Consider the following 26,502-nt stretch of genomic DNA (forward strand, 5'->3'; position numbering starts at 1 on the left):
GGCGGCTATTTCCTTAGCTGTGACAAAATTGAAGCTCCCCAAATTCTTCAAAAATCTGGGGAGCTGAGCGCTTAAGTCTGATTTCAGCACTCCTTAGTGAAGGAGCACGTTTCAACAACCCGGTTTAGTGGGTATGACTATGGCTATGCCCGTGTTCGTGGCTATGTCCATGGTCATGGCTATGACCATGACCGTTATCGTGGCTGTGGCCATTTCCGTGGTCATGGCTGTGCCCATGGTCGTGGGAATGGCTCTGGAAATGGCTGGCCTGTGCTGCTGCTAGCGATGGGTTCACGACCAGAGCATTGGCTGAGAGCAAATCGCCAATGTGGCGGTCGGCCCACCGCCCTGCCATCCGTAAGAATTCCGGTTGATCGTTAACACAGGGCATTTGGACAAAAGTGACATCTGGACGCTTGCGACGCAGACCATGAATGATGTGCTCTACATCCAGCAACGTCTCATGGTTCTCGGTAGCAAAGCCAATAGGCATAAAGACGATCGCCGTTGCACCCAATTCCATTAAGTTCTTGGCAGCCAGCTCAGCGTTGGGCTGCGTCCACTCAATCAGCGGAGTCTGGTGGTTCAGCCAACCTACCGAGATCAGCGGGTAGCGGTGAATGAGTTGCTCCCGCACCCGCTCATAGAGTGCTTGACTTTCATCAATCCCAGAGGTGAAGCCTTTGGCCTTATGGGGGCAGCCATGATTCATCAGCACAATCCCGATTTGCGAAGGCAGGTGGGCGACAGCCAGATCATGGGTGATCTTGTCTTCCACCATGCGCCCTAGAAGGGTAATGTACTCGGGTTCGTTATAGAAGGAGGGAATGTAGCGAATGCCTTTTACCCAGTGCTCAGTGCCCTGGTAAGTGCTAGCCAACGCGTTATTAACCTGTTCTACCGCAATACCGCTGGTAAAAATGGAATCCACTACCAGCAGAGGGTAGATCAGAATTTTGTCGAAGCCTTCGTTGCGGATTTGCTCAATCACCTGGTTGGGTAAAAAAGGCGCACAGAAGTTGAAAGCTTTGAAAACTTTGATGCGATCGCCCCATCGCTCCTTCAGTTCCTTCTCAATGCCTGCTCGCTGTTGCTCAAAAATGGCGTTGTGAGGAGAGATGAAGTGATCGTGCTGATGCTGCCACTCATGCAGATCAAACACCGCTAGGAGTTTGGCAAGAGGCGGATATAGCCAGGTAGGTACAGGAGCAAACTTGGCCGTCAGGAGATTCAACGCCTGCTCGTTGTAGTTGGCAAAATCGTCATAGCTTTCCACTTCACCGTAACCCATCAACAAAACAGCGACGCGATCGCTGCCAGAGGAAACGTTAGGGGACTGGTGTACTTGCTCAGGGGTCGCGACCACGGGGAACCCTCCAAATCGGTTTTTTTCGAAAATGTGCAGAAGCTTTGGAAAAAGAAGTGGAGCATCCATCGAAAGGTAGGCGCCCACAAGGATTACCCTACCACCCCCCCGCAGGGCATCTATGCCTTTCCTCGGATAGAGATTTCTCCAAAAACTCACGCTTTTCAAGGGTTTGGCAAGATGTCGGGATGTTATCTAAGGGGAAGGCAAAACTCATGTTTTCTTAGTATTTGCAATATTTTTTAGCCTTTGCCTTTCCTCTAATACCCATTCAATACAGCGCTTTGCGCTTGAATAAAATGCAGTTATTTTTGTGAGAGCCTCGCGCCGCGAGGCTCTCACAAAAATAACTTGTACCTCATAGGCTTGAAAAGTGCTGTATGCATCTGCAGATTAGGAAATATGAGCTTTCCAAAAAGAAGACGCCGCGCATTACGCGGCGTCTTCTTTTTGGAAAGCTCAATTGCTACTTCGTGTTGGCGTAACTGGCAAAGTCTACAGGCGCCAACGATCGCTGTTTCAGCCGAGCATTAATTGCCCAGGCTGCTGCTTCTCCAGTCTCCAGGGCCGCTTCCAGGTTGTCACCGCCGCACCAGTCTCCAGCGCAGACGATAGGCAGTGGAACCGCTGCACTGGGGCAGTTTTCCAACCCCTGGCGTACCCGCGCGTAGCGCCAGCGGTGAACTTGTAGTGCTTCAGGTTTCTCCAACCCGGGCAAAAAGGCTGAAGCTTCTTGCAACAGTGCCCGCCCAATGGGCTCCAGGGATGTTGCTTCCAGGTACTTTTGAGCAAAGCTGCCATTGCTTTGCAGCAGCACAACCCGACGGCCATCCGTATTCCGCTTTCGGCTCTCAAGGCTGAGCCAGCCTAGAGAAGGATGATCATCAAAATGCAGGGCATTCCAGGCAGGGTCATCGGGTGTTTCAGTCCCGCTGGGGTAGACTGCGATCGCCGTAATACAGGGATCAAACTGTACCGATTGCACCGACTCCAGCATTTCCGTTGGCAGTCCGTCTGCCAGGAGGGGTTCTAACAGACTAGCGGCTTGAGGGGCCGGCACGGCCAGCACCACTCCCCGCACTCGCAAGGGCAAAATCGCATGGCCGGGCATCGGCTCCAGTGTCAATGTCCAGCGGGTATTGGAATGGGTTGGGGTGAGCGCAGTAACCCGCTGTCCCCGCCACACGGTCAAACCTTCCGCTAGAAACTTGGCTACGGAGTTCATGCCATCCGGAGCTACATAATAGGGTTCGCTTCCTGGAGGTTTAATCTCGCCTGTAGCGCTAACATGGCGCACAGCTTCCGTCCAGGATTTCACAAGGTCACGATCGCGCAAAATCGGAATCAACTCTTCGGTGTAGGGACCCTGCGCTTCCAGATAGCGGGTACCGTGGTCGGCACTCACACCAGACAGGCGGCGGGTTGCCAACCGGCCCCCTACGCCACGGGATTTTTCCACGACCACGACGGAGTAGCCCGCCCGCTGGAGTTGTTGGGCACACACAATACCCGACAACCCGGCTCCAACTACCGCGATATCACAGGGCTTCGACGACACCATAGGGCAACGTTACGCAAAGAAAAATATCACCTTAACCGTTCAACTCTACACCGAACCCATGACCAAACAAAGGGCTGGGAAGATGAGATATTCCAGGAAAAACAGCTTCCAGATGAATTGATAAAACCGAGCGATCGCCCCTTTGTCTTTCAAATCCACCCGTTCACTGTGCCACCACAGCACCCCCAATAAAATCCCGTGAGTTATCATCAACCCCAGACCATTGACTCCCGATAATAGGGGAGCTACCACAATCATCCCGCCGTAACAGGCAGTCAGCACCCAACGCGACAGATTAAATACCGTTCGCTGGCCCAAACGAATGGTGAACGTGCTGATGTGGTATTGCCGATCGCCTTCCAGGTCAGGAATATCCTTAAAAATGGCGATGGCAAAGGTAAATACCAGAATGAACAGGGTTAATGCCCAGATAGGGGCAGGGAGGAATAGGCGATCGCCGATCCCCTGATTCCATTGGTGCTGAAAATGCAGGAACAATCCCAGGTTAACAATTAAACCGCGCACTGACAGGATGCAAAAGGATGCTAATGCCGGGAAACGCTTGAGCCGTATGGGCGGCAGAGAATATGCCGTTCCAATTAACAAGCTCAGCCAAACGGTACCCATCAGCCACATTCCCTGGGATGCAGATAGTGCCAATCCCAGCAGCCCCATCACTCCGATAATGCGACGAGCTTGGGTACGGGTAAACTCTCCAGCGGCCAGTGGGAGGTGTGGTTTATTGATGCGATCGATGGCAACATCTTCAAGCTGATTGAGGCCGACGATGTAGACATTGCCAGCAAGACAGGCCAGGAGTGTAAAAAGGATGGGAAAGGGAGCGGGATAGGAGTGGCGATCGCTCTCCAAAGCCCAGGCGATCGTCGCTAAACTCAGCACGCTGAGGGTTGTTCCGATGATGGTATGAGGTCGCGAAAACTTCCAGAAGGCGTAGAGCCAGCCGCGCAGTTCCGAGGGAGCAGAGGAGGAAAAGAATTTTTGGGGGGAGGTTTGAGGTTCAGGGGAAGCAGGCCGACGCATGGAACCCTTGGGTTACGACGCGATGATTTTACTCTGGAATCCCAGATCAGGAATCTGAGCAAAGATAGGGAAAATCTGTAATTTTCGGGATTTATGGGCACCTTAGATGCCGATAGCTCCTTGAGAACTCAAGAGAATAGTGGCTTTACATCCATCCTCTTGGGAAACATTTGGCGATCGCGACAAAATTTGTAGGGAAGACTCGTACGGGCAAGTTTTGCCCTTATCTCAACTGCACAACAGAGGGTTATCATTCAAAACCGCCCTCGCATGGATGTGCATCCAGAATGAGGGCGGATCTGGTCAGAAGGTCAACGACATGGGTAAGGATGGCCGACCAAACCCGCCCTCACAAACCATTACGGCCTGGAATGTGAGGAAATCTTGAAAAATAGAGGCATTAGCGAGTTCCTGTTAGCAGCCCAAAGCGTACTAAGCCAGTTTGATATCCCCGCTGCATCAATCCCAGAGATAATGCTGCCCGCACGGTCGTCCATCCGGCCTGTACCAACCCCACGAGAGCCGCAGGCGTAAAGGCCGAGTCAATCACTACATCCCAGAAGGGGGCAACAGCGGTTGACCAATCTTCCGTCCGAAGGTTCTGGAAGCCAGTAGATTGGGCAATCTCAGCATATTCTGGCAACGAGATCACATGGGGCAGACAGTACACTTCGTAAATCTTCGCTAGATGTTGTTCTTCCTCAACGGTGAGTGGCGCTTCGGGTGGAGCTATAGGTCGATGGCACCAGGTCGCCATTATAAAGCGTCCCCCCGGTTTCAATACCCGAAAGCATTCCTGCACAAACTTCACTTTGTCAGGCATGTGCTCGCCGCTCTCCAGTGACCAGACAAAATCAAAGGAGGCATCCTCAAAGGGCATGTGCAGGGCATCGGCGACTTCAAACTGAGCTGGAAGCCCGGCTGCTTTCGCCCGCTCTCTGGCCCGCTGAGCTTGCACTGGGCTGAGGGTAATCCCAGTTGCTTCTGCTCCAAACTTTTCGGCCAGGTAGAGTGAACTTCCACCAATGCCACAACCCACATCCAGAATCTTCTGGGCCTGAGTCACCTCGCCCCAACGCAACAGCTCATCAATCAAATCAATCTGGGCCTGGCGACGCTCCTTCTTCTGGCGACCATCGGCTCCGTAGTAGCCGTGGTGCATGTGCTCTCCCCAAATTCGCTCCCAAAGGCCGGAGGATTGGTCGTAAAAGTGTTGAATTCTTTGTTGCAGCGAGAGGGTCATAGATTACGGTTTAATTGTTCAGATAGGGCTAAGGATAAGGGTATTGGGTAAAATTCGCTGTTGCGAGAGTACCCTATGGGCGATCGCTTCCCCATCTTCCCAAAGGCTCAGCCCGATCCTCCTATGAGTATTTGCCCGTGAGTTTAATGTTCTCTGGCCCCGCCATGACCATCCCCCGGACAATTTGTCTGGGTTTTGCAGCCTTCATTGCTGTAGGGACGCTGCTTCTAATGCTGCCCATCTCTATCACTAGTGGGCAGTGGGGAGATTTCATTGTTTCCCTGTTTATGTCTACCTCGGCAGTCTGTGTAACAGGTCTGGCAGTGGTCGATCCAGGAACTTACTTTACGCCCTTTGGCCAGGCCATGCTGCTGCTTCTCGTCCAGATGGGTGGGTTAGGCTATATGACTGCTAACACGTTACTACTGTTAGTATTGCGGCGGCGTTTACGGCTGCGAGACAAGCTAGCTATTCAACAAGCTCTGGATAAGGAGGGATTGTCGGGAGCGAGGAATCTGGTGAAATCCATCATTGGGTTAACGTTGCTATTCGAATTGACCGGCACGTTCCTGATGATCCCTACCTTTGTTCATGACCATGGTTGGTCTAGTGGGCTCTGGTATGCCCTCTTCCACAGTGTTAGCGCATTTAATAATGCCGGGTTTGCTCTGTTTTCCGACAACCTGATCGGTTATGCAACATCTATCCCTATTAATCTGGTCATTACCTTTCTGATTATTTTTGGCGGGATCGGATACCAGGTCATTATGGAGATGTTTATCTGGATACGTGACCGTATTCAGGGACGGCCAGAACGGGTTGTATTGCCGCTTAATTTCAAGGTCGTCATCAGCACGACCCTGGCGCTTCTAATTGTTGGTACCCTGGCCTTTTTCATTGTGGAGTATCGCAATCCGGAGGTCGTAGAAGGATACAACACGGGTGAGCGTCTCCTCCTGGCCTGGTTTCAGTCAGTCGTACCGCGTACGGCTGGATTTAATACGATTAACTACGGCGATATGACTCAGTCGGGGCTATTCATTACAATCGCCCTGATGTTTATTGGCGCTAGTCCCGGTGGTACGGGGGGAGGTATCAAAACTACGACAGTGCGAGTGTTGTATTCCTGTACCAAATCGGTTTTACAAGGGAAGCAAGAAGTCTTGTGTTACCGCCGTCAAATTCCTATGAGCTTGATTTTGAAAGCGGTTGCAGTGTTATTTGGTTCGGCCACAACAGTCGTGCTGTCTAGTATTTTGATCTCTATTACGGATCCCGAACTTGAGTTCATCAAAGTTCTCTTCGAATCAGTTTCGGCCTTTGCGACGGTTGGCCTATCTACAGGAATTACCGCCACCGTCACTGTTTGGTCAAAGCTTGTCTTGATTGGCACGATGTACGTGGGACGGGTGGGGATTTTGCTCCTCATGTCGGCTGTTCTCGGAGATCCAAGCCCCAGTGCAATCCGCTATCCCGAAGAGAACCTATTAGTTGGATAAGTTTGGGATTAGCTTTGAGCGCGGATATGACGCTGCCTTTAAACGCTGAGCTCTAAAAATTGTGTCAGGATTTACGCACTTGTGTTGTGGGTGAGGTGCAAAGCACCTCACCCACAACACAAGTGCGTAAATCCTGTTTGTCTTGAATTGGGTTGAGCCCTTATCAGCTCTATATTTCGTACACGCCTCAAATTTGAATCTCTGAGGGTCTGATAGGCTGGAAAGGTCAACCTCTACATTATTCCCGGATTCAACTGTGAATCTGAACTCTTTGAACTTCTTCAAAAGCCTTCGAACTAGCAACCGCCAGTATGCTGTCATTGGGCTGGGGCGCTTTGGTCGAGCCGTATGTATGACCCTCCATAACCTGGGCTATGAAGTGCTGGGCATGGATACTGATGAGCGTCGGGTAGATCAGGCGATCGCCGATGAAATTGCTGCCCATGCCCTGCAACTGGACTCAACCCAGCCTGCTGCCTTACAAGAAGCAGGCGTGTTCGAGTTTGATACAGTCATCGTAGCCATCGGGAACTACGTCCAGGAAAGCATTATCACGACTCTGAATCTCAAGGAAGGGGGCGTGCCCCATGTGGTAGCGAAGGCGTCTTCCGAAGTCCACGGCAAGCTGCTGCATCGGGTTGGAGCCGACCATGTGGTATTTCCTGAGCACGAGATGGGGTGTGAGTTAGCGCGATCGCTCACCCGCCCTGGTATCCTCGATCGCTTTGAACTCGACCCCGACCACAGCATTGTGGAAGTGGTCGTGCCAAAGGAATTTGACGGTAAATCAATTCTGGATCTGGATTTGCGTTCGCGCTACGGCGTCAATGTTCTGGCGGTGTGCCACAATGACCGTTTTGAAATTAACCCCAATCCCAACGTGCGCCTTACCAAGGACTCCATTTTGGTAGTGGTAGGCTCCAATAAAGGCATCAACCAGCTTCCTGTTTAAGTCATTTCGTGCCCATGGGTACGAAAATAATTTTTTCTACACCTTCTCCAAGATCTTTTCAGAGGTTTGCTATGCGGGTAATTGGGCTGATCAGTGGAACATCCGTGGATGGGATTGATGCAGCCATGGTGAGTCTCGACGGCCCTCCCGATGCTCTGCAAGTTAGCTTTGTCGGGGGCGAAACGTTTCCTTACCCAGCGGCTGTGCGATCGCGCATTCTTGAGCTTTGTGGTGGTGCTGTCATCTCCATGGCCGAGTTCGCAGAATTGGATGAGGCGATCGCCCAGGCCTTTGCCGACGCTGCCCTGCAACTTCAAACCCGCTACGGCCCCGCCGACCTCATCGGTTCTCACGGTCAAACCGTCTTCCATCGTCCCCGTCCCCTCACCCTTGCCGATACCCCCTCGCTGGCCTACACCCTCCAACTGGGGCGAGGAGATTGGATTGCCTACCGTACAGGGCTGCTGACCGTTAACAACTTCCGTCAAGCGGATGTTGAGGCGGGTGGGGAAGGTGCCCCCCTGGTGCCTCCAGTGGACGTGGCTCTGTTGCGCGATGAAACGTGCGATCGCTGCATCCAAAACATTGGCGGCATCGGCAATGTAGCTTACCTGCCCTCTCGGCAATCGGGCAATGATACCTTCCTGGGATGGGATACCGGGCCGGGAAACAGCCTGCTGGATCTGGCGGTGCAGCAACTTTCCGGTGGGCAACAACGCTTCGATCAAAACGGAGCCTGGGCCGCTCAGGGAACTCCCTGTCAGCCCCTCGTCCAGCACTGGCTGGCCCATTCCTATTTCCAGCAGGTGCCGCCTAAATCTACTGGGCGTGAGCTTTTTGGCCCCGATTTTCTGGCTCGCTGCTGGCAAGAAGCTCAACCCTACAACCTGACAGAGGCCGATTTTCTGGCTACTCTGACGGAATTAACCGCAGCTTCCATTGCTGACAGCTACCGTCGCTTCCTCCCCCAACTGCCCGACGAAGTGCTGGTATGTGGCGGGGGAAGCCGCAACCCTTATTTGCTGAGCCGTCTGCAGAACCTTTTGCCGTCTGCCCTCGTCAAAACTACGGATGACGCTGGAATCGATGCGGATTTTAAGGAGGCGATCGCTTTCGCCGTCCTGGCATACTGGCGAATATCCCACTACCCCGGTAATTTACCCGCTGCCACCGGTGCCCGCCAGGCCGTTGTCTTAGGGGAAATTCATCTACCTCCTGGAGGCACCCATGTTAGGATGAGGAGCGTTCCGGAGCCATTTGGGGATCTCATCGGAACACCTTAGGACTTGTTGCCGTGTCTCACACGTTTTTGATCGAAGCGGGCCGCTGGACACTTGAAGGAAGTTGGCTAGAGCGGGACGGAATGCCCATCCCAGTAAAGGGCAGAATCCTGATTGCTTGGAGCCGAGATAACTGGTTCACGATGGTCACGAAGCTGGCTTTTCCGAATGCAGAGCGAGAGGAGATTGCTCTGCAATATCGGGGGCGGCTCAATGCGGGAGAGCGTCAATATACCTTTGTGTTACAACACAGCGTTCTAGGTCGCGTCGAAGGGGAAGGATGGATTGCACCGGAATCCATTGTGCAGCGATATTGGGTGTTAGGCGATCGCCAACGTCGCACCGGTTTTGAAACCCTCCACAAACTTACAGAAAATCGCTACTGCATTTCCAGCAGCATCATGGCAGGTCACTACCTCAACAGCACTATGGAAGGGCATGTTGAGCGTCAACCCGGCTAGTAGGCTGCGGCCTAAGTTTGCAACCTATGTTTTTGTGTAGGGTGCGAAGCACCCTACACAAAACAAAACTGGAAGGGGTGACCCGTTGCTGCTCGTCTCCTTTAGGGATGAGCAGCAACCTTGTCGAAGGATTTTAGCGACTGTAAAGCTCCAATTGAGGTAGCCAGGGCAAATCGGTTGCCCCAGGGTCGCGACCCATCTGATGTAACAGGGTCGTTAGTTGTCCACGATGGTGAGTTTGGTGGTTAAACAGGTGGGTGACCAGAAGCCAGGTGGGTAAAACCCGTGTTTTTTGATCTATCTGGCTGGTGTACTCCAAGGGCTGAGCCAGCCATTCATCTGAAATCAAGCCTGACCACTTCACTAAAAACTCGTCGGTGAGCTTACGCTCTTGCCAGAGGTCTTCGAAGTTGCTATACAACTCCTCTCCTAACGTCACCGGGTAGAGCGTCTCACCTAAGAAGCGGTTAAGCCAGACGCGATCGCCATACAACAAATGGTTCAATGTCCCATGGATGGATTGGAAAAACGCTCCCACATCCCGCTTTCGTTCTTCATCCGACAAAGTGGCACAAAGGCTATAGAGCTTCTGATTCATCCATTGGTTATAGGACGCCATAGTCTGGCAGTAGGTGTGGTCAATCATGGGGGAGAGATCCTTAAAACGGGATGGAAACTCTAGTGGCGACCTCTATAATTTGCATTCGAGACATGACAACGAAGATAGAGGCGAAGTTGTTCTAATAGGCTCAGGCTCTGGCATCAGGACGGGGACGCTTAATATCCCATGTCACTGTTTTTGGACGTTGTGCGATCGCCTATCACTATCAAAATTGGCTGTTACCTTGGCTTGTAAATTTAGATAGGGTTTAAGGCGTGGGCGCTTAGCGCCCACGCCTTAAACCCTATCTAAATTTATGATCAGTTGAACTAGATTGACGCAAGTCCATCATGTTTGAAAGCATAAAATTGTGTATTGTGTCTGAAGCTCAGGCCACACACCATAAACATGCCACCTATGGCAACCTTGGATTGGCATGACTATTTCTTAAACTTCTGATAACCACCCATCTTGATACTTTAATTTCTTATAAGGTCAATAATGCTTTGGATTGGTATTTAAGACGCTTCCCTTAAGTCTTTAGTCATACTTATAACCCATGCTAATCATCACTCAACTCCTCGAATGTAGGGTGGCATTATCACTCGACTTCTAGAAGAATTGACATGCATTGTGTTCCGGATCAGAAAGATCTGGATTCAAAACTCGATTGACTCAAAGGGGACACAAAGCTGATAGATTAAGCGGAGTATTCAATAAAGTGGCTGAAGCAGATGAGAGTCCTAGTAATTGGTGGTGACGGCTATTGCGGGTGGGCGACCGCTCTTTATCTGGCAAATCGTGGGCACGAAGTCGGCATTTTAGACAGCCTGGTCAGACGGCACTGGGATAATGAACTATGCATCCAGACCCTGACTCCTATCACCCCGATTCAGCAGCGTCTTCAGCGCTGGAAAGACCTAACCGGCAAGAGCATTGACCTGTTTGTGGGTGATCTGTGCAACCACGCCTTCCTGGAGAAGGCCATGCTTCAGTTCCAGCCCGACTCTGTCGTGCACTTTGGGGAACAGCGATCGGCCCCATTCTCGATGATTGACCGTGAGCACGCCGTTCTCACCCAAGTTAACAACGTGGTGGGTACCCTGAACTTGCTCTATGTGATGCACGAGCACTTCCCCGACTGTCACCTGGTAAAACTAGGGACCATGGGTGAATACGGTACGCCCAACATTGATATTGAAGAGGGCTACATCACCATTGAGCACAACGGTCGCAAAGATACCCTTCCTTATCCCAAGCAGCCTGGCTCTTTCTACCACCTGAGCAAGGTGCATGACTCTCACAACATTCATTTTGCTTGCCGCGTTTGGGGCCTGCGTGCCACCGACCTGAACCAGGGTGTGGTGTACGGTGTTCTTACCGAAGAAACAGGTATGGATGAGCTGTTAATTAACCGTCTGGACTATGACGGTGTATTTGGTACAGCTTTGAACCGCTTCTGTATTCAGGCCGCAATCGGTCACCCTCTGACTGTTTATGGCAAAGGTGGCCAGACCCGCGGCTTCCTGGATATTCGTGACACTGTGCGTTGTATTGAAATTGCAGTGAACAACCCAGCATCTCCTGGTGAGTTCCGCGTCTTCAACCAGTTCACCGAGCTGTTCAGTATTGGTGACCTGGCTAATATGGTGCAGAAAGCAGGTGCTGCAATAGGCCTCCAGGTGGAAGTGAACCACCTCGAAAATCCGCGTGTGGAGCTGGAAGAGCACTACTTCAATGCTAAAAACACTCGCCTGATCGACCTGGGTCTAGAACCCCACTTCCTGTCAGATTCGCTGTTGGATTCACTGCTCAACTTCGCTGTTAAATACAAAGATCGCGTGGACGAGAAAGAAATTCTTCCTCGCGTTAAGTGGAAAGGTTAAGTCCGTTTATTCAGATCCCCGGTTTCGTTAGAAACCGGGGATCTGTCGCGTTACCCGTCAGTTAGCTGTTCTGCATTCCCCGTTGTTGTCCCCTATGCGTATCGCCCTCTTTACGGAAACCTTTTTGCCCAAAGTTGATGGGATTGTGACACGGCTCAGCCATACCGTTGACCACCTGCAACGGATGGGCGATGAGGTACTGGTGTTCTCTCCAGATGGAGGGCTGACGGAATATAAAGGGGCCAGAATTAATGGTGTGCCAGGCTTTCCTTTACCGCTTTACCCCGAATTAAAGCTGGCGTTACCACGTCCATCGATTCGGCAAGCCCTGGAAGATTTTCGCCCAGATTTGATTCATCTGGTGAACCCGGCAGTATTGGGTCTGGGTGGTTTGTACTATGCCAAATCCCTGGAGGTTCCCCTTGTTGCGTCCTACCACACCCATTTACCGAAATACCTGGAGCACTATGGCTTAGGGATGCTCGAAGGATTGTTATGGGAGCTGCTGAAGCTGGCCCATAATCAAGCCATGATTAACCTGGTGACGTCCACCGCAATGCAGGATGCTCTGGAAACCCATGGAATCGAGCGAGTTGCTGTGTGGCAAAAAGGGGTGGATACTGAGCTTTTCGTGCCCGATTTAGCCAATTCTGAGATGCGATCGCACCTCACCCAGGGGCATCCCGAATCCCCTCTCCTCCTCTATGTAGGTCGCCTCTCTGCCGAAAAAGAAATCGATCGCATCAAACCAGTACTAGAGGCCATTCCAGGTGCTCGCCTCGCCCTCGTCGGTGACGGCCCTTTCCGGGCAGACCTGGAGAAGATTTTTGCTGATACCCCTACCTTCTTTGCCGGGTACATGACAGGTCAAACCCTGGGCTCAGCTTTTGCCTCTGCCGATGCTTTCGTCTTTCCTTCCCGTACAGAAACCCTGGGTTTGGTTTTGCTAGAAGCAATGGCGGCTGGTTGCCCGGTAATTGCCGCTAATGCTGGAGGGATTCCCGACATTGTGACAGATGGGGTAAACGGATACCTGTTTGATCCAGAAGATGAGGAGGGGGCGATCGTCGCTACCCGACGCCTTCTGTCCAATCCCGAAGAAAGGGAAACTCTCCGCCGCAACGCCCGCCAGGAAGCTGAGCGTTGGGGTTGGGCTGCGGCAACCCAACAACTGCGTGGGTTCTATCAGGAAATTTTGATGCAAGCGATGCCTACAGCTGCTTAGATGGCGTAAGGCTATAAAAAAGGAATGTTCACGGTGAAAGGTTCCGTGAACATTCCTTTTTTTGCTCTTGCAGTTATTAGCAGTAGGGAGTGATATCTTCTCCGCACTCATCGGCCAGATAACACAAAGCTCGGAAGCGCAAGGCAATCAACTCTTCATACAACGGGTTGAGCTTGCACAGGGGAGGAATATGAAACAAAGTCCGACCAAATAGCCGAATGGTTCGTTCAAATGGGCATTGAGAAGGAATCAGTTGGCAAATCTTGTGGGCACGCTGCTCTTGGCGTACATCCAGGTCACCCAACAGTTGACGCAGGGGTTGTAGTACATCCACACGAGGCATGGATGGGAGCACTTGAGTTGACTTGGTCTCCTTTGCGGGCAATGCACTGGAGGCAGGTAACCAGACCCAACTCACAAAGTTTGAATCAGAGGCAAGCAGTTCTGCGGGCTTTTCAGAAGCATTCATGGCCTTTTCCTTTTGAACCATTCTGAGCGGTATCTCTGGCTGATATCAGGATCCACATCATGCCGATGGGGCTTTCCGGAAGCTTTATGGGGATCACATGGTTTAATCCCCTGATGGCACCAGTTAGGTCTGGGACGCTTGTAAGATGGGGCATTCAAGTGATGAAACCTTGCCATGCAGGTGAGCGATACATCACTGCCTGCATGACACTCTGATCCTGCCTGATCGCCGCTTTTAACCTGTGGGTAGAACCACCCAACTTTCAAGCGGTTTCCCCAACCCTTCCGGGTGTTCACGCATGTCCAGGCTCATCTGCATCCATGGTTACTAATTGGAAAGGATTTACGCATTTTGTTGTGTGCCGTAAGTTACACATACAAGATTGAATAAAAGGCGTACATCTTCATCTAATTTTGTTGCCCCTACAAAAACTTGATTGCTCATAGAAAGATAAACTGGAACGCCAATCTATAGGTTGGTATTCCAGTTCATCTTCCTATAAGCAATACCAAAAAACTAAATTTGAACATAAAAGTGAGAGCGCTACGCAATGCGTAGTGCTCTCTTTATAAGATGCAGAATTTGGAGAAACGATATTAAAAAGCTGCTGGGGTAGATGCGCAGTAATCTAACTGCTGAATCAGACTCTGAACGGTATAAATCCCAAATTGTTCACCCATGTGGGGAAGATGACCAACAGGAGCTTCTGACTTGAATGTAAGTTCCTTATGTGGCTTCCAGTAATTCTGTTTGAGGAGGTGGTTAACACGCCAGCCTACCTTGCTGCCAAACTGATTCCAAGCTTCAGTTTTGTCGTAATACTTTTCCTGGCAAGCATTCCAAATCTGCCGCTGCACCGAAAAACCAAACCGCTTGCGGCTATAGCGTAGCCAGAGCTGATCAGTATTTTGCAACACGTCACATGGTAACTGATTTACCGCAAGACGTTGCTGATCATTGGGATTTAATCCACAGGAAGTATAAAACAGTTTACGGGTCTCAAGGTCGGCCAATCGCCAAAGCCCTGATTTCAGATACTTCTCAAGCTGTGCGTAATCTTCATCCATGGCTTACCTCCAAGAAACTCCGTGATGAGACCGATGCAATTCTGCGTGAAGTTTGCCCAAAAATACTGAAAACTTAATCTTCCGTGATTGTCTCCTTGCACCATACAATACCAGCCTGGATTGGTCATCCTGTTGTGCCCGCTTTTAGAGATTAATATTTCATCCTTCTCAAGCCTGAAACTCCAGCTCTGAAAGGCGTTGGCCACAACCTAACCTGAAACTTTCAAAAATTTGATTATTTCGCTGCAGTTTCCAAAAACCCTATGTTATATTCCATTTAAGCCTCTGGTACGCCAGAGAGCGGTTCTCAATAACGATGTCCTTTAGTAAACCAGGAGGTGGTGCCCATGCAAGATAGTAGTAAACGGATGGGTGATCAGGTTGTAGTACATCGGCTGTGCGCCGAGGCCGTTCTCTAAGGATTGGCTTTAGCAATCAATAGACCTATCTAGAGCTTGCTGAGTCGGACTTTGAGATCCTCTCGGCAGTCAGATTCAACTTGAAAGCCCGCTACACCGCCCTCCTGCTTGTGCCTTTCCTCGGAAATGGTATCTTGCGGGAGGGCGGATAGTTTTTAAAGGGAATTGGTTTTGAGGATACGTGATATCTGCAGAATCATCCCTTTTAATGAGGAATGAACAAGTATGGCTGATAGCAGGGTATGTCCATGGCACAACTACTCACTGATACTGAGATTCAGGCCCATCTAGAGCAACTGCCGGGTTGGGAGCTAGAGGGGAAAGCCATCCGTAGTGTGCGTACCTTTAAGGGATTTGTTGAGGCGATCGCTTTCGTCAATCAACTTGTAGAACCTGCTGAAACTGCCGGCCATCATCCTGACCTCTCCATTTCCTACAACAAAGTCATCATTCGCCTCACCACCCATGATGCCGGAGGACTGACAAAGCAGGACTTTGACATGGCTACCGTTATTTCGAGCATTGCTTGATATGCGTCTGTTCAGGAATCAGCTATTAGTTAAGACCTCGTAGTAGGATAAAATCTGAATTTTTTTATGGAAGGTGTGTCAGAGCCCGCCTTCCATAAAAAAATCAGGTTTTATCTAGTAGGCTACGGCCTAAGTCCGTAACCTATTTTTCTGTGGGGGTTGCTTCGCACCCCCACAGAAAAATAGGTTATATATTTACGCCTCAGCGTACTAGTTTGTAGTTTTTAGCCGTATAAGGCATGAGCTAGATTCGTCACAGATTTTATCCTATCTCTCTGGATGAACGAAGTTGAATATTGGGTGTAACTTCCACAATATTGCTTAGTAGTTGGGTACTTTTTGTGCTAAGTACCTCGAAGATTTTTTAGCATTTTCAATATCTTGTACCTAGTCTGAAATAAGCTACATTGCTTCTTTTGTCTTCCTTATAACGAGAATCCAAAATTCTGAATCAGAATTAGAAGCTATGTTTCCGGGGACACATACTTATTCGATGCACAAATAGTAAATTTACCTAGGCTACAGGTTTGCATAGTTCTGCAAGGCTTTGCTATGGACTCCTTTAGCCTCGTATTACAAAGGTGTGAGGACAATTTAATGGCTAAGTTACTGTGGAAGTCCCTGCTGGTTGCACCAGCGGTATTAGGGGCTGCTCTGGTTTCCTCTGTGGCATTCGCCCAAACTGCTCCTGAAGCGAACAGCTCCACAGAGCTGGCAACACTCGATCGGGTGATGCAGTATAGCAATGAAGGTCGTGGAGCGGGTGAACTGGCTCAGGTGACCTCTGTTACGCAATTTTCTGACGTCAGCCCCAGCGACTGGGCCTATGAAGCACTGTCTTTCCTGGCCAACTCCGAAGACCAGGGTGGACTGGACTGTTTGGAAGGTTATCCTGACGGTACCTACCGTGGTAACCGAGCTCTGACCCGTTACGAATTCGCAGCTGGTTTGGCTGCTTGCTTGGATGCGATCGCAGGGGCTCAGCTGGATGCAGAGCAACTGGCTCGGATTGAAGCACTGCAGCGCGAATTTGCGGCAGAGCTGGCTGCACTTCGGGGTCGTGTAGACGCTTTGGAAGCAGCAGTTGATGAGTTGGAAGCGAACCAGTTCTCTACCACGACTCGTTTGCGTGGTGAAGCTATCTTCGCTGTTACTGACATTTTCGGCGGTGATAACCTCAATATCGATGATTCAAACAACCTTGTTTTAGGCGATCGCGTTCGTTTGAACTTTGATACCAGCTTCACGGGCGACGACCTGTTGCGTACTCGTCTTCAGTCTGGTGACTGGTTTACAGGTTCCAATGGTCGATTTGTTGGCGTTCCTACTCCTGCAGTTCCTGAGGGGATTCAAAGAGAGCAGACGGACCTGAGCTTTGATTCCAATACCGATAACGATATCGTCCTCAACGATTTTTACTACCAGTTCCCTCTCGGTGGTGCAACCTTCACTATCGGTCTGAACACGACCACAATTTCGGATATTGTCACCACCGTGAGCCCATTTGATAGTGGCAGTCAGGGCTCTGTGCTGAACTTCGGCTATAACCCTATCTATGACCTGGGTCGTCAGGATGAAGCTCTGGGCGTGACTTATGACTTTGGTGACAGCTTCCAGATTGGTGCAGGTTACCTGACTGACCAAGCGTCTGATCCTCGCCAAGACCAGGGCTTGTTCAATGGCGACAGCACCTTCTTTGGGCAATTGACCTTCGATAATGGAGATTTGACCGTTGCTGCTACCTATGTCAATGCCTATGTCGGTAACAGCGATATCAGTGGAGCCGCTGGGGATGCCATCTTCAATGGCTATGGTTTGAGCGCTAACTTTGTCCTGGGTGACGTATTCAACATCGGTGGCTGGATCTCCTACATCGATGGCGACACCTTCAACAACGGCAACGTTGGTCAAGGTGAGTACTGGACCTATGCAGCTACCCTGGGTATTGAAGACCTGGGCATCGATGGTAGCTTGCTGGGTCTGATTGTTGGCGTTCCCACTTACGGTAGCTATGATTTTGCTGCCGGTGGCAACATCCGTCAGGACAACGCCGTCAGCATTGAAGCTCTGTACCGGATTCCTCTATCTGACAACATCTCCATCACTCCTTCCGTTGCCTTTATTGACAACGTAGGAAACGATACCGACAATGATGCCGTTGTAGTGGGTACGGTTCGGACTTCCTTCCGCTTCTAAGCTCCTCAAACGTTCTCTTTCTGCAAACTCCATTTTCAGGATCTACAGATCTACAAGGAACTGTATGAATATTGGAGTTTTTCCTGCCAAGGGTTTGAAGAAGCCTTACTGCTCTGGAGTTTCTCCAATAGATTCTGCTAATGTCCCCAGATAGAGAGCTTGCAAGTTTGCTTTTTGTGGGGTTTCCCACAAAAAGCAAACTATCCTAAATCAACTTCAGCAGTTTCAATAGACCGTAGATTTTTGCTTAAAGTTCCGGAGATAAACCTTTATCAATCAAGTTTTTACCCTGATTATTGGTATTTCAAAACTTTATAAAGGCTGTAAGTAGGGGTTTCGATCCCAGAGAGCTTTCTGCTAATCTGTACACACAGGGACATACCGTCCCGTTAAATGGTGCTATAACCGTTTAGGTTGTGAGTCCTTTTAGCAAGGTGTGAGGATAATTGAATGTCTAAGTTACTGTGGAAGTCTCTGCTGGTAGCCCCAGCAGTTCTGGGTGCCACCCTGGTTTCCTCCGCTGCTCTCGCTCAAACTGCTCCTGCAGCTGGTAGTGCTAACGAAATGGCTACCCTCGATCAGGTAATGCAGTACAGCAACGAAGGTCGTGGAGCGGGTGAACTGGCTCAGGTGACCTCTGTTACGCAATTTTCTGATGTCAGCCCCAGCGACTGGGCCTATGAAGCACTGTCTTTCCTGGCCAACTCCGAAGACCAGGGTGGACTGGACTGTTTGGAAGGTTATCCCGACGGTACCTACCGCGGTAACCGAGCTCTGACCCGTTATGAATTCGCAGCTGGTCTGGCTGCTTGCTTGGATGCGATCGCAGGGGCTCAGCTGGATGCAGAGCAACTGGCTCGGATTGAAGCACTGCAGCGCGAATTTGCGGCAGAACTGGCTGCACTTCGGGGTCGTGTAGACGCTCTGGAAGCAGCAGTTGATGAGTTGGAAGCGAACCAGTTCTCTACCACCACTCGTTTGCGTGGTGAAGCTATTTTCGCTGTTAGTGACATCTTCGGTGGTGAAAACCTCGATATCGGTAGCGAAAACAACGTTGCTCTGGGCGATCGCGTTCGTTTGAACTTTGATACCAGCTTTACAGGCGACGACCTGTTGCGTACTCGTCTTCAGTCTGGTGACTTCAACACCTTCCAAAACGTGCCTGGTACAGAAGATAGCAACTTCATTCCTGAAGGGATTGCTTCTAACCAGACCGCTTTCAGCTTCCAGACCGATACTGATGATGACATCCGTTTGGATGACTTCTACTATCAGTTCCCTCTAGGTGGCGCTGTATTCACGATCGGTCTCAACAGTGTTGGTATCAGCGACATCGTTACCTCGGTTAGCCCCTTTGATAGCAGCACCACGGGTTCTGTCCTGAACTTCGGCTACAACCCCATCTATGACTTGGGTCGTCAGGATGAAGCTCTGGGTGTGACCTATGACTTCGGTGATGCCTTCCAAATCGGTGCAGGTTACCTGACTGATGAAGCCTCTGATCCTAGCCAAGACGACGGCTTGTTCAACGGCGACAGCACCTTCTTCGGTCAGTTGACTTTCGACACCGGAGATCTGACCGTTGCTGCTACCTATGTCAACGCTTATGTCGGTAACAGTGAAATCAGTGGAGCTGTTGGCGACGCCATCTTCAATGGCTATGGTTTGAGCGCTAACTTTGTCCTGGGTGACGTGTTCAACATCGGTGGCTGGATCTCCTACATCGATGGCGACACCTTCAACAACGGCAACGTTGGTCAAGGTGAGTACTGGAGCTATGCAGCTACCCTAGGTGTTGAAGACCTGGGTATCGATGGCAGCTTGCTGGGTCTGATCGTTGGTGTTCCCACCTATGCCAACTATGACTTGGCTGGTGGCGGTGCCATTCGTCAGGACAACGCTGTGAGCATCGAAGCTCTCTACCGGATTCCTCTGTCTGACAACATCTCCATCACTCCTTCCGTTGCCTTCATTGACAACGTAGGAAACGATAGCGATAACGATGCTGTTGTAATCGGTACCGTTCGGACTTCCTTCCGCTTCTAAGCTGATGGGATTCCCAGATTAAGTAAAAAAGCTCCACCCTAGGGTGGAGCTTTTTTTAGGTCTTGGAAAAAACCACAATTCCCACAGGGAAACCGGAGTATACTGAAGGTATAGCTTTTATTCCTTTCGTTGATTGGACTGAACTGTGGAGCTTTCCTGTAAAAGTGAGTATGCATTGCTGGCGTTGTTAGCGTTGGCCGCCAATGCTGCAAGCGGCGAACCCTTACAGATTCGGCAAATTGCTGCAGAACAGCACATTCCAGATCGCTACCTTGAGCAACTGCTAGCGACATTACGACGAGGAGGGTTGGTACGCAGTCAACGAGGTGCTAAGGGTGGTTATGTACTGGCACAGGAGCCCTGGCAGGTTACCCTTTTTGATGTTGTTAGCTGCATAGAAGGGGTTGAGGGGCAGAGTGCGGAGGGAGCCCGCGAAGCCCGCTCTCTTGAAGGTTCAGTCATCCTCGATGTGTGGCAAGAGGCGTGCCAGGCCGCTGATACCGTTCTACAGAAGTACACACTGCAGGACCTTCTGGAAAAACGCGATGCTCGCCGTCAGCTAGACATCATGTATTACATTTAGACCCACAGATAAACTTCTGGCCCTATGCGTATTGCAAATAATATTACCGAGCTGATTGGCCGTACCCCTTTAGTAAAACTAAATCGCATTCCCCAATCAGAAAACTGTCGAGCTGAGATTGTTGTCAAGCTGGAGGGCATGAATCCCTCGGCGTCCGTAAAGGATCGAATTGGCATCAGTATGATTGAAGCGGCAGAGGCGGAAGGGAAAATTGCGCCAGGTCGCTCAGTATTGGTTGAGCCGACGTCTGGAAATACGGGAATTGCTCTGGCAATGGCAGCGGCAGCCAAGGGATATCGGCTGATCCTCACCATGCCAGAAACCATGAGCTCGGAGCGACGAGCTATGCTACGGGCCTATGGAGCCGAGTTGGAACTGACCCCCGGTGTTGAGGGGATGAGTGGTTGCATTCAACGGGCGCAGGAAATCGTTGCCCAGCTACCAGATGCCTATATGCTTCAGCAGTTTCAGAATCCGGCTAATCCCCGCATTCACCGAGAAACGACAGCACTAGAAATTTGGGAAGATACGGATGGTGCCGTTGATTTTCTGGTTGCGGGTGTAGGAACGGGGGGAACCCTGACTGGGGTTGCGGAGGTTTTGAAGCAGAAAAAGCCAGAATTCAAAGCGATCGCCGTTGAGCCCATCAGCAGTCCCATACTCTCTGGAGGGCGTCCTGGTCCTCACAAGATTCAAGGGATTGGTGCCGGGTTTGTTCCTGATGTTTTAAAGCGGGATTTAATTGATGAGGTGGTCAGGGTTTCTGATGACGATGCGATCGCTTTTGGTCGTCGTCTCGCCCGCGAGGAGGGCCTCCTATCGGGTATCTCTAGCGGTGCCGCTCTAGCCGCCGCGCTGGAAATTGGGAGACGGCCTGAGAATGAAGGCAAACTAATTGTCATGGTACAACCCAGTTTCGGCGAGCGTTACCTCAGCACTCCGCTCTTCCAGGATCCAGAGTTGGTTGTAGCGGGTATATCTTAATCTCCTTTTGAATCATCAACCTTTTAGAGCGGGTGGGAGTGATTTCCCCACCCTCTTTTGGTGTCTTAACGCGACGGGCGATCGCTATACAATGAGGACATGAGCCGCATTCCGAATCACTACGAAACCTTAGATGTGACCCCCTCTGCCAGTCAGGCGGAGATCAAGCAAGCGTACCGAAATCTAGTTAAACGCTTTCACCCCGATCGTAATCCCAATAGCAATAATCACGATCGCATTGCTAGTATCAACGTCGCTTATGAAGTGCTCAGCGACCCGCTCCAACGTCGCACCTACGATCGTCAGATTAAAACCCGCTTTAATGGACATGAAGCCCGACAGGAACGAGCGACTAGTGCTCAGAATGAGTACCGTCAAAAGCGACAAGGCTCTACAGATGACGAACAGTTAAAACGGTGGATCCGGCAAACTTATCAACCGGTTAATCGGCTGCTTAATCAGATTCTGAACCCATTGCAAGACCAAATTGACGAACTGTCCGCAGACCCATTTGACGATGATTTGATGGAAGATTTCCAGATTTATCTAGAAGACTGCCGCGCAAATCTAGATAAAGCCCATCAACTGTTTCAGGCAATGCCTAACCCCCCCGTCGTGGCCGGGGTTGCTGCCCATTTGTATTACTGTTTAAACCAGATCGGTGATGGTTTGGATGAGCTAGAAAGATTTACGGCCAGTTACAGCGAGCACTATTTACACACTGGACAAGAATTATTCAGAATTGCTCGAGGTTTGAGGCGAGAGGCACAGGCTGCAATGCAGCAATGTCAGGTATAGGGCTGGCTTACGCTGCTATGAGAGGGTGAAATCCGCCTCATAATGTGAAGATTACACAGCAAAAGACAGAGGCAATTCTGCCCCGGAGTTCTCGATTATAAGCGAGAATGGATCCGTTGTCCGTTTGTCTCCCCAGGGAGGCGTCTAGTCCTATGGCTCTTCCGATTGTTGCAATTATTGGCCGCCCGAATGTGGGCAAATCAACCCTAGTGAACCGTTTGGCGGAAGAGCGGGATGCGATTGTGCATGACGAGCCGGGGGTGACCCGCGATCGCACCTATCGCAACGCCTACTGGCGCGATCGCGACTTCCAGGTTGTCGATACAGGTGGCTTAATTTTCGATGATGACACCGCCTTTTTGCCGCTAATTCGTCAGCAGGCCATGCTGGCCCTGGCAGAAGCGAGTGTTGCGATTATGGTGGTAGACGGTAGCACAGGTATTACTGCGGCGGATGAGGCGATCGCCACCTGGTTGCGTCAGCAATCCGTTCCTGTTCTCCTGGCCGTGAACAAGTGTGAGTCCGTTGAGAATGGCTTGATCCAGGCAGCAGAGTTCTGGGAATTGGGCGTGGGTGAGCCGTTCCCTATTTCGGCTATTCATGGCAACGGTACTGGCGAAATTTTGGATCAGGTCGTGGAACTGTTGCCCCCGGCCCCAACCGAAGACGAACCAGAGGCTACGCGGGTTGCCATTATTGGTCGCCCCAATGTCGGGAAATCCAGTTTGTTGAATGCCTTTGTAGGCGAAGAACGGGCCATTGTAAGCCCGGTTTCCGGAACCACTCGTGATGCTATTGATACCCTGGTGGAACGGGGCGGACGGCGGTATCGGTTGATTGATACGGCTGGAATCCGCAAGAAGAAGAATGTGGAATACGGCCCCGAGTTTTTCGGTATCAACCGTGCCTTTAAAGCGATTCGACGAGCCGAAGTTGTCTTGCTGGTGATTGATGCCCTGGATGGCGTTACTGAGCAGGATCAAAAACTGGCTGGTCGCATTGCTGAAGATGGTTGTGCCTGCGTCATTGTGGTGAATAAGTGGGATGCCGTTGAGAAGGATGCTTACACGATTTATGACCATGAGAAGTTGGTGCGCGATCGCCTCAATTTCATGGAATGGGCTCCCTTAATTTTTGTCAGTGCCCACTCAGGTCTACGGGTTGAAAAAGTTCTTGACTTTGTTGACCAGGCCGCGGAACAACGGAAACGGCGAGTCACAACCTCCGTTATTAATGAGGTGTTGGAGGACGCTACCTCCTGGCACTCGCCTCCAGCAACCCGGCAGGGGCGGCAGGGCAAAATTTACTACGGAACTCAAGTTGCGGCATCTCCTCCAGCGATTGCCCTCTTCGTCAACGATGCGAAACTCTTCGGAGACAACTACCGCCGCTATATCGAACGACAGTTCCGGGAAAGTTTGGGATTTACGGGCACTCCGATCCGCCTAATGTGGCGAGGCAAGAAGCTGCGGGAAGTGGAGCGTGGTGGTGCAAATCGAGCAACACGTGTGTAGCCAGCCGTCTTTTACCATAGGTTCAGGGATGGGTTTCTTCAGCCTTTTCCTGAACCGTTGTTTCTCTGCCTTCTTTAGGTGACCTGGCTGCATGGATCTGCTGCGATCGCTTCCCATTGGGCTATATCTGGAAAAGCCAGTGACCTGGCTGCACAGCCTGGATCCCCGGGTCAAATTTGCATGGCTCATGGCCTTTCTGCTAACTCCCATTGGGGCCAGTCCCTATTGGCGGTTATCTTTGTTGGGCTGGATGTTGCTGCTCATGCTCAGTACGGGATTGCCGTTTCGGGTGTGGTGGAAGCAATTGGGGTTGGTGACCCTTTTCAGCTTGCTGCTGTTCTTGGTGACAGTATTTGCCCCTGATGGCATTACGGTTAGCCATCAACCGCGCTTTCCAATAGACGACCTGAGCTTGACTTTGCCAGACAAGCCTCCAACTGTGGAGCTGCCCCAACCCACAGGATACCGTTATGAGTTGTTTGAGTGGCGTTTTTTGCGAGTGACGCGGCGATCGCTTGATCTGGCCGTCCGCCTGTCTACCCTGGTCTTTACGTTCCTGGCAAGTACCAACCTTTATTTGCTAACAACAGCCCCCGAAGAAGTAACGACTAGCCTTGAGCACTTGATGCGTCCTCTGAAGCGGCTGAATATTCCCGTCGCGGAAATCGTGCTGACTCTAACCCTGGCCCTGCGCTTCATCCCTCTAGTGCTGGAGGAGGTACAGAACTTGATCCGCTCGATCCGTACCCGGGCTATCCATTGGAAGAAGCTGGGGTTGCGTAACTCTGCTCAAGTGTGGTTAGTCGTTTCGGAGCGTTTGGTGGATAACCTATTAGTCCGGGCTGATCAAACAGCAAATGCGATGCAGGTACGGGGGTTCACGACTCCAGACCAGCACCGAATGCAGTGGTATCAGTTGCGTATGCGATCGCTTGATTGGCTGGTTCTGATTGCAGCAGGCTTGTTTGTAGTAGCCCGCTTAGTGTGGGGTGGTATTCACTCATAAGCACAGCAAACACTTTTGCCTTAAGAGGGAGAACGGTATAACCGTTCTCCCTCTTAAGGCACTGGAGCATTGCGTCAAGGTTGAGGGAAGATACAAAGCACAAAAAAATATTAAGAGAATTGATCTCTCTCCTGAGTTTTACAAAATAGCTGCGAAAAAAGTTCTTTTTGTAGCGCAAGGGCACAATTTAGCTTAGAGTTAAAGACAGACCCGCATAAGGCTTTCCTCAAATCATCCCTCTTAGTGCAGATTTGGTGTTCGTGTTTCACCTCACTCCCTCAGGTTCACCCCCTAAGCGTGATGGAACTAGGCTCCATCCTACTAAATGCTTTCCCTCTCACATCGAAAGTTCCCCCCTTTAGATTTGAACCCTTGTTGCATACACCTGGCTTCTGAATCCGTACTCGATGTGAAAAGCTGCTGCTCGTCCGCTAAAGGCTTGCATCTACCTGTTGCACCAACCAAAGCTTTACCGCGAGGTTTTATCCAACCTGTGCTTAGTTACTCCCCTTCGCAGCACATACCTGTAGCCCGTCATCTCTACCCGGATAACTGGAGGGTTGACAGTACTTGTGCCCCAGGGTTTACCCATCACCTCGCCCTACGCTCGTTATGAAATCGATACAAATTCCCAGTGCAGGAGCTACTAAAGCAGCGCCATCTCAGATGACGACTGAATCCTATCTGAACCATCCCACCTTTGGCTTGCTCTACCGGATCTGCTTCCTCGACAACAGCCAGGAATTATTCGCGACCCTCTATGCTCAGCGCCTTTTCTTCCTGGTGAGTGTTGAAAAGCAGGTCATCCAGTTTGAGCCTGTTAGCCGAGCAGATGCACGCCTTGCGCTTGAGAACCGTTTGCGTAGTCTGCGCCGCCACGGCCAATCGGAGGAGCTGACAAAGCTACAAGCCTCGTACAAGCAGACGTTCCACTAAAAATTTTCTGCTACCCTTACGATTTGCCCCACGTCTATCATCTATTGGGTAGATATCTGCTTTAGCATGGAGTACGGCTGCAATCGAGAGTACCGGTATGGCTGTTTTTCCAGCGCAGGCGATCGCCCAGCGCATCACAGAAGTCCGTCAAAATATCCCGCCCCATGTGCGTCTGATTGCGGTGACTAAGCAGGTTTCAGTAGAAGCTATGCGAGCTGCTTATGATGCCGGTATTCGCGACTTTGGAGAAAGCCGCATCCAGGAAGCTGAAACAAAGCGAGCTCAGCTGTCTGATTTACCTGATGTGACCTGGCATTTAATTGGGCACCTTCAAACTAATAAAGCTGCTCGAGCGCTGGAATTATTTGATTGGATTCACTCGGTTGATAGTCTAAAACTGGCTCAACGCCTCAATGCCTTGGCCCAAGATCGCTCCGTGCCGCCTCAAGTCTGCCTTCAAGTGAAACTACGGTCTGATCCCAATAAGTATGGTTGGGATCAGGTTCAACTATGGAATGACTTGGTGGATCTGGATGCTTGCTCTCACCTCAACATCGTCGGCATCATGACGATTCCACCTTTGGGTTTGACAGACGACGAAACCCTGGCAGTTTTTCAGGATGCTCATCAATTGGCCGAAAAGATTCGTCAGCACCCCTGGCAAACCATCCGGATGAAAGAGCTCTCTATGGGGATGTCTGGAGATTACCCGCTGGCAATTCAAGCTGGGGCAACTCTGGTACGAGTAGGGCGGACTCTGTTCGGCGATCGCTCCTAACCCTGAGTCAGTGGGTGTGAATAAATTCTAACTACTCTGTTGAGGCTGCCCATAGATGTGG

23 protein-coding genes are annotated in these 26,502 nt (G+C 50.8%); 16 read left to right on the top strand and 7 right to left on the bottom strand.

Going from position 1 to position 26,502, the window contains the following annotated elements; translation table 11 throughout:
- Positions 1-124: 124 nt before the first annotated feature.
- The 4 genes from NDI52_RS19990 to NDI52_RS20005 all read right to left on the bottom strand — a co-directional run bounded on the left by NDI52_RS19990 (position 125) and on the right by NDI52_RS20005 (position 5,211).
- Positions 125-1,366 (bottom strand): ferrochelatase, encoded by a 1,242-nt coding sequence (locus tag NDI52_RS19990; protein ID WP_190770784.1) that lies wholly within the window; start codon positions 1,364-1,366, stop codon positions 125-127.
- A 466-nt stretch (positions 1,367-1,832) separates the two neighbouring features.
- Entirely contained in the window at positions 1,833-2,927 is a 1,095-nt protein-coding gene (locus NDI52_RS19995) for an FAD-dependent oxidoreductase (protein ID WP_190770785.1), read from the bottom strand.
- A 45-nt stretch (positions 2,928-2,972) separates the two neighbouring features.
- Positions 2,973-3,968 (bottom strand): homogentisate phytyltransferase, encoded by a 996-nt coding sequence (locus NDI52_RS20000; RefSeq protein ID WP_190770786.1) that lies wholly within the window; start codon positions 3,966-3,968, stop codon positions 2,973-2,975.
- A 400-nt stretch (positions 3,969-4,368) separates the two neighbouring features.
- Positions 4,369-5,211: a methyltransferase domain-containing protein gene (locus tag NDI52_RS20005; protein WP_190770787.1), complete on the bottom strand. Its 843-nt coding sequence runs from the start codon at positions 5,209-5,211 to the stop codon at positions 4,369-4,371.
- A gap of 164 nt (positions 5,212-5,375) precedes the next feature.
- On the opposite strand from NDI52_RS20005, the gene NDI52_RS20010 reads away from it, so the two are divergent.
- The 4 genes from NDI52_RS20010 to NDI52_RS20025 all read left to right on the top strand — a co-directional run bounded on the left by NDI52_RS20010 (position 5,376) and on the right by NDI52_RS20025 (position 9,403).
- The gene (locus NDI52_RS20010; protein ID WP_190770788.1) at positions 5,376-6,710 is read left to right on the top strand and encodes a TrkH family potassium uptake protein; all 1,335 of its coding nucleotides are present in this window, start codon (positions 5,376-5,378) and stop codon (positions 6,708-6,710) included.
- A 256-nt stretch (positions 6,711-6,966) separates the two neighbouring features.
- The gene (locus tag NDI52_RS20015; RefSeq protein ID WP_190770789.1) at positions 6,967-7,662 is read left to right on the top strand and encodes an NAD-binding protein; all 696 of its coding nucleotides are present in this window, start codon (positions 6,967-6,969) and stop codon (positions 7,660-7,662) included.
- 71 nt (positions 7,663-7,733) lie between these two features.
- The gene (locus NDI52_RS20020; RefSeq protein ID WP_190770790.1) at positions 7,734-8,945 is read left to right on the top strand and encodes an anhydro-N-acetylmuramic acid kinase; all 1,212 of its coding nucleotides are present in this window, start codon (positions 7,734-7,736) and stop codon (positions 8,943-8,945) included.
- Positions 8,946-8,956: 11 nt separating this feature from the next.
- Positions 8,957-9,403, top strand: a complete 447-nt coding sequence (locus NDI52_RS20025; protein ID WP_190770791.1) for a hypothetical protein — start codon at positions 8,957-8,959, stop codon at positions 9,401-9,403.
- Positions 9,404-9,536: 133 nt separating this feature from the next.
- Here NDI52_RS20025 and NDI52_RS20030 read toward each other — a convergent pair whose 3' ends face one another.
- Positions 9,537-10,049, bottom strand: a complete 513-nt coding sequence (locus NDI52_RS20030) for a DinB family protein (protein WP_190770792.1) — start codon at positions 10,047-10,049, stop codon at positions 9,537-9,539.
- Positions 10,050-10,738: 689 nt separating this feature from the next.
- Here NDI52_RS20030 and NDI52_RS20035 point away from each other — a divergent pair.
- Both NDI52_RS20035 and NDI52_RS20040 read left to right on the top strand, forming a co-directional pair.
- Positions 10,739-11,890, top strand: a complete 1,152-nt coding sequence (locus tag NDI52_RS20035) for an NAD-dependent epimerase/dehydratase family protein (protein ID WP_190770793.1) — start codon at positions 10,739-10,741, stop codon at positions 11,888-11,890.
- Between the two features lie 94 nt (positions 11,891-11,984).
- Positions 11,985-13,115 carry a glycosyltransferase gene (locus NDI52_RS20040; RefSeq protein WP_190770794.1) on the top strand — a complete coding sequence of 377 codons (1,131 nt, stop codon included), beginning with the start codon at positions 11,985-11,987 and terminating at the stop codon, positions 13,113-13,115.
- Between the two features lie 76 nt (positions 13,116-13,191).
- Here the strand turns inward: NDI52_RS20040 and NDI52_RS20045 are convergent, their stop codons facing one another.
- Together NDI52_RS20045 and NDI52_RS20050 are read right to left on the bottom strand one after the other, a co-directional pair.
- Positions 13,192-13,584, bottom strand: a complete 393-nt coding sequence (locus tag NDI52_RS20045; RefSeq protein WP_190770795.1) for a Mo-dependent nitrogenase C-terminal domain-containing protein — start codon at positions 13,582-13,584, stop codon at positions 13,192-13,194.
- Between the two features lie 596 nt (positions 13,585-14,180).
- On the bottom strand, positions 14,181-14,651 hold the full coding sequence (locus tag NDI52_RS20050) for a GUN4 domain-containing protein (RefSeq protein WP_190770796.1): 471 nt from the start codon (positions 14,649-14,651) through the stop codon (positions 14,181-14,183).
- A gap of 667 nt (positions 14,652-15,318) precedes the next feature.
- Between NDI52_RS20050 and NDI52_RS20055 the strand changes: the two genes are divergently transcribed.
- From NDI52_RS20055 to NDI52_RS20100, 10 genes are all read left to right on the top strand, one after another.
- A complete protein-coding gene (locus tag NDI52_RS20055; RefSeq protein ID WP_190770797.1) occupies positions 15,319-15,600 on the top strand; it encodes a 4a-hydroxytetrahydrobiopterin dehydratase in 282 nt (93 codons plus the stop codon).
- Between the two features lie 597 nt (positions 15,601-16,197).
- Entirely contained in the window at positions 16,198-17,796 is a 1,599-nt protein-coding gene (locus NDI52_RS20060; protein ID WP_190789292.1) for an iron uptake porin, read from the top strand.
- A gap of 450 nt (positions 17,797-18,246) precedes the next feature.
- A complete protein-coding gene (locus NDI52_RS20065; RefSeq protein WP_190770799.1) occupies positions 18,247-19,842 on the top strand; it encodes an iron uptake porin in 1,596 nt (531 codons plus the stop codon).
- A gap of 145 nt (positions 19,843-19,987) precedes the next feature.
- Positions 19,988-20,425, top strand: coding sequence for an Rrf2 family transcriptional regulator (locus NDI52_RS20070; RefSeq protein ID WP_190770800.1), 438 nt, complete (start codon positions 19,988-19,990; stop codon positions 20,423-20,425).
- Positions 20,426-20,449: 24 nt separating this feature from the next.
- Complete coding sequence (cysK, locus tag NDI52_RS20075; protein WP_190770801.1) at positions 20,450-21,409, top strand: cysteine synthase A; 960 nt, start codon at positions 20,450-20,452, stop codon at positions 21,407-21,409.
- Positions 21,410-21,508: 99 nt separating this feature from the next.
- A complete protein-coding gene (locus NDI52_RS20080) occupies positions 21,509-22,207 on the top strand; it encodes a DnaJ domain-containing protein (RefSeq protein ID WP_190770802.1) in 699 nt (232 codons plus the stop codon).
- Positions 22,208-22,359: 152 nt separating this feature from the next.
- On the top strand, positions 22,360-23,721 hold the full coding sequence (gene der, locus NDI52_RS20085) for a ribosome biogenesis GTPase Der (protein ID WP_190770803.1): 1,362 nt from the start codon (positions 22,360-22,362) through the stop codon (positions 23,719-23,721).
- A 91-nt stretch (positions 23,722-23,812) separates the two neighbouring features.
- Positions 23,813-24,727 carry an energy-coupling factor transporter transmembrane protein EcfT gene (locus tag NDI52_RS20090; protein WP_190770804.1) on the top strand — a complete coding sequence of 305 codons (915 nt, stop codon included), beginning with the start codon at positions 23,813-23,815 and terminating at the stop codon, positions 24,725-24,727.
- A gap of 666 nt (positions 24,728-25,393) precedes the next feature.
- Complete coding sequence (gene pipX, locus NDI52_RS20095) at positions 25,394-25,663, top strand: transcriptional coactivator PipX (protein WP_190770826.1); 270 nt, start codon at positions 25,394-25,396, stop codon at positions 25,661-25,663.
- A 97-nt stretch (positions 25,664-25,760) separates the two neighbouring features.
- Positions 25,761-26,441, top strand: coding sequence for a YggS family pyridoxal phosphate-dependent enzyme (locus tag NDI52_RS20100; RefSeq protein WP_190770805.1), 681 nt, complete (start codon positions 25,761-25,763; stop codon positions 26,439-26,441).
- Positions 26,442-26,502 lie beyond the last annotated feature (61 nt).

It is taken from the genome of Leptolyngbya sp. PL-A3 (genome assembly GCF_039962325.1).
GTDB lineage: Bacteria > Cyanobacteriota > Cyanobacteriia > Elainellales > Elainellaceae > Vacuolonema.